Source organism: Aeribacillus sp. FSL K6-1305, from assembly GCF_038050115.1.
Classification (GTDB): domain Bacteria; phylum Bacillota; class Bacilli; order Bacillales; family Aeribacillaceae; genus Aeribacillus; species Aeribacillus composti.
Window position 1 is genome coordinate 1,291,154 of the sequence record NZ_JBBOQV010000002.1, and the last position, 16,799, is coordinate 1,307,952.

Below are 16,799 nucleotides of genomic sequence, written 5' to 3' on the forward strand. Positions count from 1 at the left end.
TTTGTTATAATAGAAACAACAAAGATAAAGGTGTGTTGCAAAGGTGCAATGCAGCATTGTCCGAAGATGGAACAAATTTTACTACCGCTGATAAAAAGTTGATAAGAGCTTATGTCGAGTGCCTCCCTTTTTTCTGCCAGATGTATAGAAGGAGAATATTTTTATGTGGTTCGCGCAAGGCCTGAGGCTCATTGAAAGTATAAAGAGGAAATGCTCATATCAGGAAGAGTAAAAGAATCTTACAAGGGAAAAAGGAGAATAACAAGCAAAAAAATGACTTTAAAGTTCATGAACAAATTTTCCGAACAACAGATTGAAGCCATCAGGCAGGCTGTTGAATTAGCACCTAAAAACAAATCATAAAAAAACACTTGCTATTATGGAATTGCCGCTCTTTTGTACGTTCAAGAGTGTTTTTCCGAAGCAGGGTCTCGCGTGAGATGTAAAAGTTAATTTTTCATGAGATCGATTATAAATGACAAGCATCTTGTCAATATTAAAGACAAATCCTCATAAAATTTTTTTGATGGGCATACATACAAACGAACAGGAGGGATACTCTCATGAAAACAAAAGCGGCAGTGATTCATACCAAAGGGGAAGACTTTAAAATCGAAGAAGTGGAGCTATCCGAATTAAAGGCGAATGAGGTATTAGTTAAAGTGGTGGCTTCCGGAGTTTGTCATACGGATGCAGTTGCGAGAGATATGGGGTTGACACCGTTTCCCGTTGTTTTAGGACATGAAGGCAGCGGAATTGTAGAAAAAGTCGGATCAGGTGTAAAAACTGTGGAGCCGGGAGATCATGTTGTCATTTCTTATGCTTCCTGCGGCCATTGTGAAAACTGTTTAACCGGTCATCCTTCGACATGCGTCAATTTTAATGATTTGAATTTCGGCGGAACGGATGAAGACGGAAATCATCGGATTCATCAGGATAGCAAAGGAATATCAACGTTTTTCGGCCAATCTTCTTTTTCCGCATATGCGATTGCAAATGAGAGAAACGTTGTGAAAGTGGATCAAGAGGTCGACATCTCTCTATTAGGACCGTTGGGCTGCGGAATTCAAACGGGGGCTGGCACGGTTTTAAATAAATTGAAGCCGGAGTTCGGTTCTTCCATTGCCGTCTATGGCTGTGGGGCTGTAGGGTTAAGCGCGATTATGGCAGCCAAAATCGTCGGATGCAAACATATCATCGCTATTGATATTCATGCGAATCGTTTGGAGATGGCGAAAGAATTAGGAGCTACTGCTGCATTAAATAGCAAAGAAGTCGATATTGTGAAAAACATTAAAGAGATTACGAATGGCGGCACTCATTATGCCGTTGAAACGACCGGTGTACCTGTTGTTGTCCGCCAATCGCTTCAAGCATTGCGTCCGCTTGGACAAGTTGCCATTGTAGGTGTTACACCTGAAATGACCCTCGATGTCCACAATGATCTGATGGCAGAAGGGAAAACGATGATGGGTGTGATTGAGGGAGATGCAGTACCGCAAGTGTTCATCCCTGAATTGGTTGATTATTATAAAAAAGGCCTGTTCCCGTTTGATAAATTAGTCCGTTTTTACAATTTTGACGATATTAACAAAGCCTTTGAAGATTCCAAGAATGGGTTCACCATCAAACCAATCTTAATAATCGCACAATAGTTGCTTCTACAAGCACTTCTTTGAAGTTTAAAGATCAAATCTAATATATAATCCCGCAGAAATACTTTAAGAATTCTGTGGGATTTTGGTATGTGAGCATTTTGCAAAATTAGATTTTTATTAAAAAGAGTTTTAAAAGAAACCCAAATAAATTGGGGTATTTTGTATCTTTGGTTTACAAATATTCTGTTTGTCCTTTTTTGGGCGTACTTGCAGAATTTTTCGCTTTAAAAATTTTTTAAGCGGTTTGTTGCTTTTTACTCTCTTTTGCCATTGTGAGAGCTGAAACCAGTAATACGATGGCGTTCAAGTAAATATGAGTTTTTACTTTATCGATTCCCCACACATGCAGGGAGTTCGCTGTAAGATAACTTTTCATTCTTGAATTGCACCGTTCTACACTGGTTCGCTCATTGTAAAGTTCTTTCCAACGTTTGGAATCGCGGTGTGGATTAGAGTACCGGCGAAGATCCTTATTCACGTTAATTTTTACTACCATTCCATAGTTGGAGGATGAACAGGCTGCCATTCCTAATGGGCAATCCACTTTTCCGGTTGCGTGTGGACATCTGAATTTGAGCTGGTCCTTATTGGCTCCCCAATAAGTCATTTCGTACCCCATAGAACAGCGTGGTGTTCCATTGGAGGCAATTCCTTCGGGAGGCTCCTTTTCATTACGCAAATTGAGTGGAATAATAGCTTGAGCCCCGATGTTCTTGGCGGATTCGTAGTTTTTAAGCTGGTCGTACCCACCATCCATTATCAGGAAATCAATTTTAGAGTTTGTACAACTCTTTACTTGTTCAATTAATTGTGGTGCGACATCCCCATCGTTGATATGAGCAGGGGTTACTTCAATCGCCATTGGTAATTCACTTTTGGTGTCAACGGAAAGATGCATCTTATAGCCAAACCAAGTAATTTTATTACCGAAGGAATCAAACTTTGCCCCCCAATTGGCGTTGCCTGTTTGTTCACTTCGCTTCTTAGGCTGCTTCTTTTCGTAAGCATCAATGGCGGCACTGTCGATACCTGATGTTTTCCATCAATTACTCCTTCCTCTTGAGCTAACTGGACGAGATCTTGAAAGATTCTTTTCACGAGTCCAGTTTTGGTTAGTGAAGAAAATACTCGGCTAAGAGTAGAGATGGATGGTGCAGGCCTGCTAATATCTAAACCACATTGGTAACGAAAACGCAGGTCATTTTTCAATCGATTGTGAAGAGAAGTAAAAGTATCAATACCTTCTAATGGGGCAGCGATAAGAGCCCTTAATATCCCTTCTTTGGAATGTCCTTCAGCCCCTTGGGGTGAAGAACTTTTCAATTGTTTAGCATAAGGACGCAAATCTAGAGCACTAAAAAAGATCGGTAATTTCTCTTTTGACTCTAAAATTTGCAATTCTTCAAAGGAAAATAGACTTTCTTGTAGAATATACAAAGTGACTTCCTCCTTGTGGATTTTTGTGGTTTGGTCACTTCAAAATTCTACAAATAAGGGGTGAAGTCCTTTTTTATGCTTTAGAAAACCTTATGGCTCTTGGGTTGAAAAATGTGCAAAATGCTCATATAAAAAATATAGTTTTGATGGGCTGGCTTTTTTTGCCGAATATAAAAAAATACTGAGACCGAACTAAAAGAAATAATTTATCTAAAAAAAGCTGCGGATTAGTTGCTGGTAATGAGTTGCAAACTTTTTTAAGAACTGTTGACAGACAAAAAGCTCGGCATATGCTGAGCTTTTTGTCATCAATTCACTAAAAAATTTTTTAAAATACCGATTTCCCGTTTCAAAAAGGGAACTATTTTCAATCAAAACCCAGAAAAAGCTGCGAGTATTATGAGAGCTTTACAACCGTTCTGCCGCGCAGCTTGCCTTTTAGAATGTTCGATAATGCGTCAGGAAGCTGATCGAGTGTGATTTCTTGCGCAATAGATTCTAGTAATTTATCAGGTTTTAAATCAGCGCCCATTCGCTCCCAAATTTGTTTTCGCAATTCCATTTGGCAATAGACCGAATCGATGCCAAGCAGGTTGACTCCGCGTAGAATAAATGGGAAGACAGTCGTTGGAACGTCGCTGCCTCCAGTTAGCCCACTGACTGCTACAGAGCCGTTGTATTGAATTCTGCTAAGGATTGCGGCAAGGGTTTTCCCGCCTACAGGGTCAACGGCTGCTGCCCAATATTGTTTATCTAACGGACGGATCTGTTCTGGACAAACTTCTTCGCGAGAAAGGATTTCTTTTGCGCCAAGCTCGCGTAAATATTCATGTTCAGTTTCTTTGCCTGTACTTGCGACAACATGATAGTTTCGTTTTGCCAACATGGAAACTGCGATGCTTCCGACTCCGCCGGTTGCTCCTGTAACGAGTACTTTTCCTTTTTCAGGAGTTAATCCATTTTCTTCTAAACGATGGACAGACAATGCCGCCGTAAAACCAGCTGTTCCTAAAGCCATAGCTTCTTTTAGCGTCAATCCTTTTGGAAGAGGGACAATCCAATCTGCAGGAATGCGGGCGTATTCGCTGTAGCCTCCGTAATGCGACACGCCGATTTCATAGCTTGTTGCAATAACTTCGTCTCCCTCTTTAAAGCGCGGATCTTTAGAAGAAACAACAGTGCCGGCTAGATCGATACCTGGTACGAACGGATACGATTTTACAATTTTCCCATTCGGAATGGAAGCTAATCCATCTTTATAATTGACACTGGAATAAGCAACTTTTATGACGACATCTCCTTCTGGAAGGTCATTCATGGAAATGGTTTGTACTTTCACTGAAAAATCTGTCTCCGTTTTGTTCACTACTAACGCTTTGAAGTGGTCCACTCGACATCCCCCTTATTGTTTTTCATATTCTTGTTTTTACGATAACAAAATTATTCTGACCGGTCAAAATATTTTTATCGTCAAAAATTCATGTATAATAGCGTTATGACCGAAGTTCGAGGGGTGTTTTTATGAAGAAAAAAGCAGAAGAAAGGCGAGAACAAATTTTAAGGGCTGCTTTTCAAGCTGTTTCAGATAAAGGGTACGAAACGGTAACATTGCAGGATATTGCTGATTATGCAGGTGTAAGCAAAGGGGTTACGAATTATTACTTTGAAAATAAGGAGGACGTTTTTTTAAGCTTGCTGGAATGGGTGACGGATCGCATTTATCAACATGAGTATAAAGCGGTTAGTAAGCAGACAGTAGCGATAAATAAATTAGAGGCTTATATTCATTCTGTTTTTATCGATCCAAAAAAGAATAAAAAATTTTACAAAGTGTACCTTGATTTTATGGCACAAGCGAGCCGAAATCCGCAATATCGGCTTATAAATCTCAAGTTTTACGAAAACTGCTGGAAAATCGGCCGCGACATTGTTGCTCTTGGTCAAAAGGAAGGAACGTTTTCAGCTGACATTGATGTCGATACAGCTTCCAAAATGATTCGCTCGATCATCGATGGATGTCTCATTCAGTGGTTAATGCGTGATGAAGATCACCTTCATGAGTTTTATAAGAAAACTTGCTATGAGCTAATTTTAAAATATTTAAAATAAGGAAAGTCTTTTGGGTATGATCTCCTGAAACTAGACATATTCCAGCGCTCAGCACCTGAATGTACTTGAGACAAACTGGGACTGTAACGAATGTTAAAATTTTCGAATCATTTGTAGAAAGCGGCTGATTGGAAGCGGTTTGACGGCTAAAGGTGCATTTTGGTTGCTGAAATTTTAAAAGATGTACCTGATGGATTTTTTGCAGGCGATGATTTACGATATTGAAAAGACATTGTTGCAAGGAGTCGAAGTCTTTTGGATAATCGATTAACCTACGAAGACATGTTGAAGATCTGTGAAACAATTAATATACATTATATTCCGGATGAGCAGCTGTTTTATGACACGATTGATCATATTTTAGAAAACCCAGAAAACAAAAGTGCTTCCGAAATTATTCTAGAAACATTTACAGCACTCTTAAAATTAATAGATTCCCAAATTAAAGAAATTGAAACAAAAGTGAATATACAACCTTCCTGTTTTAAAGGCTGTGCTTATTGTTGTTATTTTCCGATTATCACCACCCGCTTGGAAGCCAAATTAATTTTGCAATATATTCAAAGCCTGCCAGAAGAACAGAAGCAAGATATTTTTGAACATTTATTGAATTATTTCGAATCGAACAAGGAGCAACTGGAAAAAGTATGTTCCATCGATTTTCATGAAGATCCTCAATTTAAATTCAAGTACATTTCTGAACAAGTGAGCTGTCCATTTTTAGATCGGTCGTCCAATACTTGCAAAGTTTACGAGGTCAGACCGACTCCGTGCCGCACGTATTTAAATTATTGCCATCCGAATGTGTGTGCGCAATCTTTAATGCCTCGAGAAACCTTCAGCTACGAATTTTTGCATGAATTTTATATGACGGCATTAAATGAGGTGCTTCAAGAGTTTTTATATGAAGATGAAGACTTAGGAATCACCTTTCCAGATGATGTATTTCATATCGATTATTTACCGAAGCTGTTAAAAGAAGAGCTGTGCAATAAGTCTTGAAAAAAAGAAGTCAAATTTTGGACAAATTCAGCTTAAGAGAATTTTCTGCATGCTTTGGGGAAAAAATGAAATAGAATTTAGTAAATATGGTAAAAAAACAGAAGGAGCTGTCTTAGAAAGTCAAATCCCTATTGAAAACAAAAAATCATAAACATCTATGATATATCAACGTTTCTAAAACATAAAAGGGGGCCGTCAATAAGCCGAAAAAACGACTTATTAGACAGCCCCATTCTTGAAGAAATATTTTTCTTGGTTTTTTTCATACTTTCTGTGAATATAAAATAAAAACATTCATATAAACATAAAGAAGGTGATTCGATGCCCACGTAAATTTCGTGAGGAAGAAAAGGAAACGATACGTCAAACATTATTAGAAACAGCCAAAGCAATGTTTCGTCAATACGGGATACAAAAAACAACTGTTGCGGCTTTGACTGAAGCTGCTGGCATTTCACAAGGAGCGTTTTATTTATTTTTCCCCTCCAAAGAAGCGTTGTTTTATGAAGTGTTTCAAATGGAGGAACGAAAATTAAGAGAAATACTTCTAGTTGAGTGGACAGAGAAGCCGTTAACGCAAGAACGATTGGCAGATTTGTTAGTACAAGCTGTAAAGTTGATCGAACAAGAACCGATTTTGCGCTTGATGATTGATCGAAAAGAATATGAACTTTTAATGCGGAAGTTACCGCCGGAATATGCTGACCATCATACGACAGAGGATGAAGATGCACTTGTGCCTCTTATTGAAAAATGGCAAGACGAAGGAGTTATGGTAAAAGAAAACCCACGTACAATCGTCGCGGTCATACGCAGCTTCTTTTTGCAGCTTTTGTACCGCGATGAGATAGGGGAGAAGTTTGCCGAAGCGTTAGTGCTTCAAGCGAAATGGCTGGCGAAAGGATTGGTGGAGGAATGATTGAGATTAAACAATTAACCTACACATACCCAAAACAAGCGAAAACGGCATGAAAGGGATTTAACTTTGAAGTCAAGGAAGGGGAAATCGGCCTTTTGAAATAGACATGAATCTCCTAGCAAAAATGGAGGTTCATGTCTTTCGTTATTTTACCAGAGATATCCATGATGATGGCACTGAGTCGGTTGGTCTGAGCACCGTCTCCTTGTTTTTCTAGAATGGTGTATAACGATTGGTTTTCGAGATTTTATGACATATAGATCGGTTTGGATAAAGATCGACTGTCCAAGCAATGTAGATCAAGAATGATAAGCTTTCAATTCATGTCTGAAAATCCCTCCATATATAACACGACCAATTTATTTGAGGACTGGATGAAATAGCAGTGAAGCGAGGTTTAAGCGAAAATTTGGCAAGGCTTATATTTTGCCTGAGCAATCAGAAGAGAAGGAATTATGCACTGGCGTAACAGTAACTGAAGTGAAAAATTCCTAAATATTAGTATGAAATTTTACATTTTTTTCTTCTTTGAAAAGCAACTGTTATCTATTTAATATCTTTTTGCAAAGCTATTGTTACATAAAATTGCTATGATGTCGTCGTAGGGAAAAGGAGGGATTTTTCATCATGAAAAAAACAATCATTGCTTTTACAGCTGCAGTAGCGACTACGCTTCCATTTGTAGGTCAAGCTTCTGCTGAAACATATAAGGTAAAACAAGGTGATTCTCTTTGGGAAATCTCTAAAGAATATAATGTATCAGTAGCAGATATAAAAGAATGGAACGGCTTAACGACTGAAACGATTTATCCAAATCAAGAATTAGTTGTAAGTGAAAAAATAAAATATACAATCAAATCTGGAGATACGTTAAGCAGTATTGCTGATCAATTCGGTGTGACTGTTTCGTCACTAAAATCTGCGAATAACTTAACATCCGATTTAATTTTTGCTGGTGATGTTTTAATAATTGATCAAGCAGCGAAAGAGGAACGTACAGTAGAAAAGAAAGTGAACAAACCAGTCGTACAGCAAGAAACAACGACGAATGATAAAAACACAGCATCTGCAAATAAAACCAGTACATATGCTGCGAATGAAAAGAGTTTAAAAAATGAAGAAGCAACGTCTTCTTCACCTAAAGAGGAAAACAGCTCTAATCAAACTGTCAGCAAGCAAGAAGTTCAAGCGAGAGAAACTGCAACGAAAGCTCAAGAAGATAACGGAGCGAAAGATGCTGGCGAAACGATTACAATGGAAGCTACCGCATATTCTTTAGTAGGAAATAAAACAGCAAATGGAACTGTATTAACAAAAGACTCAAAAGTTGTATCTGTAGATCCAAGTGTTATACCGTTAGGAAGCAAAGTATATATAGAAGGATACGGGACATATACTGCTGCTGATACGGGCAGTGCAATCCGCGGCAAAAAAATTGATATCCATATGCCTACTGAACAAGATGCGATCCAATTCGGACGTAAGCAAGTAAAAGTAACAATTAAATAACTAGATAATACGGGTGCCGAAAGCTTCTTTTTGGCGCCCTTTTTATTTTTTGATTATTACGTTTTGTCAAAAAGGCTAAAGATGCAGAAACTGAAGGTGAATAGGAAAGGAAAAAATATTGCAGCGATTTTTGGAAGATGAGAACTTAAGCTATAATTGTCTAAGCTTTTTTTCATGCTTCAATGTTTTGCTGGACACGAAGTCGAGGGTTTCTTGTGCGTCTGTTAATTCAGCGCGAATCCCTTCCAATTTTTTCTCTAAGCGTGTAAAGCGTTCATCCACGTTTTTTCTAAAAGATTGCAAATCGTTTTCCAGTTTATCCATTCTTGATTCCAATTTGTCCATTCTAGATTCCAGTTTGTCCATTCTAGATTCCAGTTTGTCCATTCTTGCCTCTAAGCCATCCATTCTTTTTTCAAGATGATCAAATCTTGAGTCAATGTGCTCAGAATGCTCTTTCAGCGCCTGTAAAATTGTTTTTAATGCAACGTCTTCCATACTAAAAGGGCTGCCTCCTTTCTTTTCACTATATTTTTTATTATAAAAGATTATAGGTAAAAATGTAAGTTGGAATAATTCTGGAAAATACTCAAATCGGGTATTTGTCAAAAAGAGTTGATTACAGCAAAATTCAGCTGCACGTAACCGTCAGCCGTACAGGGCAAACGCGTTTGAAGCTTGCAGTGAAACGCCGGGCAAAAAGAACAAACCTGCTGAAATATTAGGCTTGTTGCAAGGACAAAAAAGGAGAGCAGCAAGCAAAAGTAAAATAAAAAAAAGGAACCGTAAAAGCTTTCCTAACGAGTGAAAAGAAGAACCGGCACTAGATGACTCTGACATAAAAATTGCGCCGGTTCTACAAATTTTTAAATACCCGAAATTTTTGCAAGCAGCTTTCTTTTTTTAGCTCTCCTTCAATCTTTTGAAGAAAGAATGCCAAAGATTCGTAAAATTTGAATGAACAGGTTGATGAAGTCTAAATATAGATTTAGGGCTATTAACGGCACTTCTTCTGGATGAACACCGTAATGCTTCATTCGATTAAAGTCATATAATACGTAGCCGCTGAAAATTAATACTCCTATGAAGGAAAATGCGAGCATGCCGCCTGAGTTCAACGGCCAAAAAAGATTAAGAACATAAATGATCAGAAAAGCGAGCAGGGCAGAAAATAACATTCCGCCAAGAAATGAGAAATCTCGTTTTGTTGCAGTTGCATATACAGCTAATCCAGTAAAAACAGCGGTTGTGGCGGCTAGTGCCATAATGACCGCGTGCGCGCCGATTGTTGAAACATAATGCGAGATCATTGGATAGGCTGTAATCCCTGAAATAAACGTAAAACTATATAGAAATGTATAAGAAATAGCTTTTTTTCTGCGCAAAAAGAATGCAAAAATAATCATGCCAAGTTCAATTATGGCAAGAGGCAAAAACAGTGATGGCGGCACATATATTCCCGCTGCCATTCCTAGCATGGCGATAGCCAAAGAAACGGCAAACGCCTTTAAAACACTGGGCATTTGACTTCTATTCGTAGCGTGTGTATACATAGTTTCCCCCGCAAATTTGATCTTCGATATGACGGTTAATGTTTTATTCTTTTGATATAATTTACGATTAACTTTATGCAAGGATTCATTTTTTTAATTCAAGTCTTTGCAAATTCGATTTTGTTTAAACAATGTTCATTTTTTTGCATCCTTTAGAAGCGGGAAGTTAGAAATCAACTATTCTACTGGACTCGACCTTTCTCGAAGAAAAGCATTGTGAGCTTGCAAATGTCAATATTGGAAAATGGAATCGAGCCATTCACACGATTTAGCGGCAAGTTTCTGCTGATGCTTTTCGAATCAAGGAAAGGTTCTAATATTTTAAGAAACTGTTTTGATCTGTGTAATTGAACAAAAGGCTGATTTCTGCTTTTGCCTTTTGTTCAGCCTTCCTGTCATGATCTGTTGAATTGCATAAAAGCGTGCACCAATTAAACCTGCACGTTTTTTAATTTTTTATCTAGAAACTTAAGCTGCGGAAACTTTTTCGAAACGCTGGCCCCAGCGATTAGCCCTCGAAACCAAACCGTTGCCGCAGCGGCAAAAAACGCCTTTATGCTAGAAGTTGGAAGGTGCTTGCGCTTTTTGCTAAGTCAGAAAACAACCAATCATTTTTCTAATCGTTTATACTAAAACTAATCAATGTAAACAGTTGCAAAGTGGCATTAGGAGGGAATTTTATGACTAGCTTTCGTCCCGATATGTCGGTTGAGGAAGCGATTTCAATTTTTCCTATTGGCGTTAATGAAGTGGAAGTATTTAACGAATCCGGTGAATTTGCAGGCTATTTAACACTTGAGTCGCTATTTGGAGCCGTTCAGCAAGGAGAATTAACAAAACCGATTCGTCATTTTATTTTAACGAATGCTCCTGTACAAAGTCTTGAGCAGCATTCGATCTCTTACTCTCAATTCCAATCTTTTTTTCAGAGCAAATTGTGCCGGATCGTTCTTAACTCATTATATGACGGTGTCTATATAACAGACGGTTCAGGGATTACGCTGTTTATCAATAAAGCTTATGAACGGATTACCGGGATCAAAGAAGAAGAAGTGAAAGGGAAGCATATGAGCCATTTGGTTGAACAAGGGATTATTTCCAAATCTGCATCTTTAGAAACGATTCGAACGAAAAAGCCGGTCACTCTTATACAGACCATTCGCAATGAGAGGAAAATTATTGTATCTGCAACACCTGTTTTTTCTTCTTCCAATGAAGTGATGTATGTCGTCAACAGTGTAAGAGATATAACAGAACTGATTCGTTTGAAGCATGAATTGGACAGTCAAAAGCTTTCGTATCAAAAAATTTCGCAAAACTCGCTTTTTCCTGAACAAACGGGTTTTCAAAATCTTGTTATCGGTCCTTCTACTTTTCCAATTTTCCAGCTTGCGAACAAAGTCGCCAAAACTGACGCAAAAATTTTGCTGCAGGGAGAAACCGGCGTAGGAAAAAGCTTAATTGCGAAATATATTCATTCGAGAAGCTCCCGAAGCAATAAAATTTTTATGGAATTAAACTGCGGCGCCATTCCTGAACATTTAGTAGAAGCTGAACTTTTTGGCTATGAACCCGGTTCTTTCACAGGGGCCTTGAGAGAAGGGAAAATAGGCATTTTTGAAAAGGCTAACGGCGGGACGTTATTTTTAGATGAAATTGGAGACTTGCCGTTAGAATTACAAGTTAAGCTGCTAAAGGTTGTAGAAGAAAACCGGTTTATGAGAGTAGGATCTACTGAAATGAGAGAAGTCGATGTACGACTCATAACAGCAACTCATAGAGATCTTGCATCTCTAGTAAGGGAAGGGGCGTTCCGTGAGGATTTATATTATCGACTGAATATTGTCACCTTTGATGTCCCGCCTTTACGGGAGCGGAAGGAAGAGATTGTTCCTTTATTAGAAATGTATTTGAAGGAATTTAATAAAAAATATAATGAAAATAAAAAAATGACCCCGGAATGCATTGAGTGGCTGACAAACTATTCATGGCCTGGGAACATAAGGGAGCTTGCGAATTTAGTTGAGAGACTGGTTGTGACTACCTTTCACGACACAATTGATGTAGGCGACCTTCCTCCTTTCATACAACAGATTTTCCCGGCTTCAAAGCCTAAAACTTTAAAGGAAGCTGTGGCGGAGCTTGAACGCTCCCTTATTATCGATGCACTTAAAAAGCATGGTACGACTAGAGCCGCAGCGAAATTTTTAGGAATTAGCCAAAGTGCCATTGTACAAAAAATGAAAAAATTTCACATACGATTAGAAAACTAATCAAAAAATCTAGATATGATTTGTTTTATAATCAATTTTTCCTGATTTACATCAGCAAATGAATAAAAAACGATCTAAAAAACATTGAAGATTTTGTTACAAATATTCGCGGCTATTAAAAAATTTATAAAAAATACACAAATCATTTTCGAGTTGGCACGAAATTTGCACAGATATTTGAGTGACACCAGGAAAATCAATTCATTTCTCGCTAGTTTGAAAGGAGAGGAAGAAAAAAATGAATATATCTACATTTTCAATGGCGAACAAATTAATTACAGGAACTGATTCTCTCAATCAACTCCCTGAAGAAGTGAAGCGGCTTGGGATAAAAAATCCACTTATCGTGACAGATAAGATACTTATCCAAGCGGGAGTAGTAAAACAGGTTCAAAATTTATTGCCGATGGAGCCGGGAGTATTCTCGGATGTAAATCCGGAACCGGAAATTGAAATTGTCGAACAATGTCTTCAAGCGATAAAAGTAGGAAATCATGACGGGCTGATCGCTGTCGGCGGTGGAAGCGCTATCGATATTGCCAAAGCGGCTTCTGTCATGGCGACGAATAAGGGGAGAATTGAAGAATACTTTGGAATTAATTTAGTGGAATCACCAGGGCTGCCTTTAATAGCCATTCCGACAACTGCCGGAACAGGTTCCGAAGTTACGAATATTTCAATCTTGTCGGATACGAAAGAGCAGGTGAAAAAAGGGATAGTCAGTCCGTACTTATTACCTGATGTCGCAATTGTTTCGCCGATCATGACCATTACGTGCCCTCCTAGCGTGACAGCAGCAAGCGGAGTGGATGCATTGGTTCATGCTGTGGAAGCTTATATTTCGAAGTTTGCTTCTCCGATTACGGATGCACTGGCAATTGGTGCTATGAAACTTATTTCCACCCATTTACCGAAAGCGTATTCAAACCCGGAAAACATCGAATCACGTGAGGCGATGATTACAGCGAGTCTCATGGCGGGATTGGCTTTTGGTAATGCAGGCGTTGGAGCAGTGCACGCTCTCGCTTATCCTCTTGGAGGACGTTTTCATATAGCACACGGTGTAAGCAACTCCTTGCTGCTTCCATACGTCATGAAATGGAACAAAATAGCTTGTTTAGAAAGATTCCGTGATATCGCAGAAGCGTTAGGAGAAAAAGTAGATCATCTAAACGATGATCAAGCGGCTGATGCAGCGATTGAAGCGATGATCCGGATATGCCGCTATGTGGAAATTCCGCAATCTTTGCGTGAATTTAATATTCCGGAATCCGCGATTTCTGAAATGGCTGAGGAAGCTTTAAAGCAAACGCGGCTTCTGCGCAATAACCCTCGAAAATTAAGCAAAAAAGATATTGAACAAATATACCGTGCTGCTTATTGATAGGAGGGAAAATCATGATCATGAAATGGAAAAATCGTCCGCACGGCGCTGAAACGCCATATATCCCTGCAGGTCCCTTTAAAATACGGCTGCCGTTTATTCATTATCGGTTTGAATGGCCCGATTATGTGCAGGGTTTGCTCATGTGTGCGGTAGACCTTGGGGCTATTACTCTTTTAGCGGATCATTTAGGGATGCCGTTTGAAGTGGCTCTCGCTGTTGTTGTATTGAATGGACTTTTATATTTACTGCATCATCTGCTTGGTGACCCGGTCATTCCAGGCTGGGTCACTCCCGCGATTCCATTGATTGTTTTGTTTGTTAAACAATTTCCAGAAGGTGAGGACCGAATCTATGCACTCATTGCATTTCAGTTGACTCTTGGAATTTTATCCATCATTTTAGGAGTAACGGGACTTGCCAGCAAAGTGGTGCGTTTAGTGCCTGACGCCATTAAATCAGGTATTATACTGGGTGCCGGCATTGGAGCTGTCGTATCGATTTTTGAAGCCGGAGGAAAGTTTGAATTATTCCCGATTACGATCACAATTTGCATTGGCTTTGCGTTTTATCTAATATTCTCTAAACATTTCGAAAAATTAAAGCAAAAAAACAAAGGCTGGGCTTTGTTAGGGAATTTAGGGATTTTACCTGCTATTTTGCTAGCTGTTTTTGTAGCGCCTCTTGTTGGAGAAGCGAAATGGCCGGACATTCAATGGGGCTTCAGTAAACCAGATTTCGCCACACTTTGGGCGGAATATACGGTATTTGGCCTGGGCTTCCCTGCGTTATCGTTTTTCGTGAAGGCAGTCCCTGCTGTTTTTGCAACGTATTTAGTTGTGTTTGGAGATGTGCTGAAAACGAAAGCTCTCCTTTCTGAATCTGATGTCATACGTACGGATGAAAAAGTTGATTACAATCCGAACCGCGCCCACTTAATATTTGGTGGCCGAAACATTCTGATGAGCATGATCGGCCCTGATATTACGATGTGCGGTCCGATGTGGGCTGCCATGCAAGTGGTCGTGATCGAGCGGTTTAAAAAAGGTAAAGAAGCGATGCATTCGTTTTTCGGCGGAGCAGGATCGTTCCGTTGGGGTACAAATACTGGATTATTTTTGCTGCCTATAGTAAGTTTAGTACAACCGATACTTGGGGTAGCTTTAGCATTGACATTGTTGGTGCAAGGTTATGTAAGCGTTCGTATCGGTGTCATGCAGTCCCGCAGCCAGCGTGATCTTGGAATTGCGGGGATTGTTGGTGCAATCCTCGTCATAAAAGGAGCAACAATGGCTTTTGCTGCCGGCATCCTTTTATGCATCCTGCTGTATGGGAAAGATTTTCTGCGCGGAGAAAACGACCGCATATTTACGCACCACTCGAATGAAGAAAAAGAAAGAGAGGAGATTCAAGCAGTATGAAAGAACAACCATTGACAAAAGGGCTGTATCTTAACGGAGAATTTGTTCAGTTGGATGACAATTTTGCCGTTCAAAACCCTGCCACTTTTGAAACAGTTGGTTATGTGCCGAACGGAACCGCCAAGGAAGCAAAGCTGGCTGTCGATGCAGCTCACGAAGCTTTTAAAACTTGGTCAAAAACGACAGCCTATGAACGAGCAGAATTACTGGAAAAATGGTATAAGCTCATAAATGATCGGCTGGAAGTGTTGGCATCCACGATGACAATCGAGCAGGGAAAACCGCTCGCCGAGGCGAAAGGCGAAATACAATATGCAAACAGCTTTGTGAAATGGTTTGCAGAAGAAGCGAAGCGGATTTATGGCGAAACGATTCCGGCATCTGTTCATTCGAAGAGAATTATCGTTCAAAAACAACCTGTAGGAGTTGTTGCTGCCATAACTCCTTGGAACTTTCCGGCGGCGATGATCACACGGAAAGTCGCCCCTGCCCTTGCAGCTGGATGCACAGTTGTCATAAAACCGGCTGAACAAACACCGCTTACAGCACTTTTATTAGCAGAATGTGCTCATGAAGCAGGTTTTCCAGCAGGTGTCATCAATGTTATAACGACTGAAAAACCAGCTGAAGTCGTTGATGTTTGGATGGAAGATTCACGCGTTAAGAAGGTTACTTTTACAGGGTCTACTCCAGTTGGAAAGCTGTTAATGAGAAAAGCAGCGGATACTGTAAAAAAAGTATCGCTTGAACTTGGAGGCTTGGCACCTTTTATCATAACAGAAGATGCAAATATTCAAGAAGCTGTAAAGGGCGTTGTGCAATCAAAATTCAGAAATGCCGGTCAAACGTGCGTATGCGCCAACCGGATTTATGTCCATGAGTCAATTAAGGAGCCGTTTTTAAAAGCATTTCATGAAGCTGTTTTAACACTGCAAGTAGGGAATGGCCTTGACGAGAAGGTAGACATTGGACCGCTTATTGACGAAAATGCAGTCAAAAAAGTTCAACATCAATTAGAAGATGCAGTCGAAAAAGGCGCGAAGCTCCATGAAGGACCTTCCGTGAATATGGACAAAGGATATTTTATGAAGCCGGTTGTAATCTCTGATGTAACAGATGATATGTTGTGCATGCAGGAAGAAACATTTGGTCCATTGGCACCGGTCAGCACATATTCAGATGATGAAGAAGTTATCCAACGTGCAAACGGTACACCATTTGGTTTGGCTGCGTATGTTTACACCCAATCTCTCAAAAAGGCTGTTTGGTTTTCTGAAAATCTAGAATACGGCATTGTCGGAATCAATGACGGCCTTCCGTCTGTCGCCCAAGCACCTTTTGGCGGAATGAAAGAGAGCGGCCTTGGAAGAGAAGGAAGCCACTACGGGCTGGACGAATTCCTAGAAATTAAGTTCGTTTCTCTTCAATTAATATAATTTTGGATATCCAAAAAAGTGTGGAAAGAGGGTAAAAACACCCTCTTCCATGCTTTTAGCTACAATAGAAAAATCGTAATCTAACACTTTTTCATAAA

At 39.5% G+C, this 16,799-nt stretch carries 12 protein-coding genes and 1 pseudogene; 9 read left to right on the forward strand and 4 right to left on the reverse strand.

Annotation, left to right across the window (positions count from 1 at the left end):
* The first annotated feature begins 563 nt into the window (after positions 1-563).
* Positions 564-1,655 (forward strand): NAD(P)-dependent alcohol dehydrogenase, encoded by a 1,092-nt coding sequence (locus NST97_RS16115; RefSeq protein ID WP_340880939.1) that lies wholly within the window; start codon positions 564-566, stop codon positions 1,653-1,655.
* A gap of 238 nt (positions 1,656-1,893) precedes the next feature.
* Here the strand turns inward: NST97_RS16115 and NST97_RS16120 are convergent.
* A pseudogene (locus tag NST97_RS16120) lies at positions 1,894-3,095 on the reverse strand (transposase).
* A gap of 397 nt (positions 3,096-3,492) precedes the next feature.
* The gene (locus NST97_RS16125) at positions 3,493-4,485 is read right to left on the reverse strand and encodes an NADPH:quinone oxidoreductase family protein (RefSeq protein ID WP_341343467.1); all 993 of its coding nucleotides are present in this window, start codon (positions 4,483-4,485) and stop codon (positions 3,493-3,495) included.
* Between the two features lie 131 nt (positions 4,486-4,616).
* On the opposite strand from NST97_RS16125, the gene NST97_RS16130 reads away from it, so the two are divergent.
* From NST97_RS16130 to NST97_RS16145, 4 genes are all read left to right on the forward strand, one after another.
* On the forward strand, positions 4,617-5,204 hold the full coding sequence (locus tag NST97_RS16130) for a TetR/AcrR family transcriptional regulator (protein WP_341343468.1): 588 nt from the start codon (positions 4,617-4,619) through the stop codon (positions 5,202-5,204).
* 255 nt (positions 5,205-5,459) lie between these two features.
* On the forward strand, positions 5,460-6,206 hold the full coding sequence (locus tag NST97_RS16135; RefSeq protein ID WP_261308704.1) for a YkgJ family cysteine cluster protein: 747 nt from the start codon (positions 5,460-5,462) through the stop codon (positions 6,204-6,206).
* A gap of 313 nt (positions 6,207-6,519) precedes the next feature.
* On the forward strand, positions 6,520-7,125 hold the full coding sequence (locus NST97_RS16140; protein WP_277986846.1) for a TetR/AcrR family transcriptional regulator: 606 nt from the start codon (positions 6,520-6,522) through the stop codon (positions 7,123-7,125).
* A 627-nt stretch (positions 7,126-7,752) separates the two neighbouring features.
* The gene (locus NST97_RS16145) at positions 7,753-8,634 is read left to right on the forward strand and encodes a LysM peptidoglycan-binding domain-containing protein (RefSeq protein WP_339198780.1); all 882 of its coding nucleotides are present in this window, start codon (positions 7,753-7,755) and stop codon (positions 8,632-8,634) included.
* Between the two features lie 150 nt (positions 8,635-8,784).
* Here the strand turns inward: NST97_RS16145 and NST97_RS16150 are convergent, their stop codons facing one another.
* Positions 8,785-9,132, reverse strand: a complete 348-nt coding sequence (locus tag NST97_RS16150) for a coiled-coil domain-containing protein (RefSeq protein WP_063389277.1) — start codon at positions 9,130-9,132, stop codon at positions 8,785-8,787.
* 416 nt (positions 9,133-9,548) lie between these two features.
* The gene (locus NST97_RS16155; RefSeq protein WP_063389276.1) at positions 9,549-10,187 is read right to left on the reverse strand and encodes a Bax inhibitor-1/YccA family protein; all 639 of its coding nucleotides are present in this window, start codon (positions 10,185-10,187) and stop codon (positions 9,549-9,551) included.
* 680 nt (positions 10,188-10,867) lie between these two features.
* On the opposite strand from NST97_RS16155, the gene NST97_RS16160 reads away from it, so the two are divergent.
* The 4 genes from NST97_RS16160 to NST97_RS16175 all read left to right on the forward strand — a co-directional run bounded on the left by NST97_RS16160 (position 10,868) and on the right by NST97_RS16175 (position 16,701).
* A complete protein-coding gene (locus tag NST97_RS16160; protein ID WP_063389275.1) occupies positions 10,868-12,460 on the forward strand; it encodes a sigma-54 interaction domain-containing protein in 1,593 nt (530 codons plus the stop codon).
* Between the two features lie 238 nt (positions 12,461-12,698).
* Positions 12,699-13,844, forward strand: a complete 1,146-nt coding sequence (locus NST97_RS16165) for an iron-containing alcohol dehydrogenase (RefSeq protein WP_130158339.1) — start codon at positions 12,699-12,701, stop codon at positions 13,842-13,844.
* A gap of 20 nt (positions 13,845-13,864) precedes the next feature.
* Positions 13,865-15,265 carry a hypothetical protein gene (locus NST97_RS16170; RefSeq protein WP_063389297.1) on the forward strand — a complete coding sequence of 467 codons (1,401 nt, stop codon included), beginning with the start codon at positions 13,865-13,867 and terminating at the stop codon, positions 15,263-15,265.
* On the forward strand, positions 15,262-16,701 hold the full coding sequence (locus tag NST97_RS16175; RefSeq protein WP_066246827.1) for an NAD-dependent succinate-semialdehyde dehydrogenase: 1,440 nt from the start codon (positions 15,262-15,264) through the stop codon (positions 16,699-16,701). The genes NST97_RS16170 and NST97_RS16175 overlap by 4 nt, the downstream gene beginning before the upstream one ends.
* Positions 16,702-16,799: the final 98 nt, after the last annotated feature.

Coding starts and splice junctions, on each gene's coding strand:
- NST97_RS16115 (WP_340880939.1), top strand. CDS start 564: ATGAAAACAAAAGCGGCAGTGATTCATACCAAAGGGGAAGACTTTAAA.
- NST97_RS16130 (WP_341343468.1), top strand. CDS start 4,617: ATGAAGAAAAAAGCAGAAGAAAGGCGAGAACAAATTTTAAGGGCTGCT.
- NST97_RS16145 (WP_339198780.1), top strand. CDS start 7,753: ATGAAAAAAACAATCATTGCTTTTACAGCTGCAGTAGCGACTACGCTT.
- NST97_RS16150 (WP_063389277.1), bottom strand. CDS start 9,132: ATGGAAGACGTTGCATTAAAAACAATTTTACAGGCGCTGAAAGAGCAT.
- NST97_RS16155 (WP_063389276.1), bottom strand. CDS start 10,187: ATGTATACACACGCTACGAATAGAAGTCAAATGCCCAGTGTTTTAAAG.
- NST97_RS16160 (WP_063389275.1), top strand. CDS start 10,868: ATGACTAGCTTTCGTCCCGATATGTCGGTTGAGGAAGCGATTTCAATT.
- NST97_RS16165 (WP_130158339.1), top strand. CDS start 12,699: ATGAATATATCTACATTTTCAATGGCGAACAAATTAATTACAGGAACT.
- NST97_RS16170 (WP_063389297.1), top strand. CDS start 13,865: ATGAAATGGAAAAATCGTCCGCACGGCGCTGAAACGCCATATATCCCT.
- NST97_RS16175 (WP_066246827.1), top strand. CDS start 15,262: ATGAAAGAACAACCATTGACAAAAGGGCTGTATCTTAACGGAGAATTT.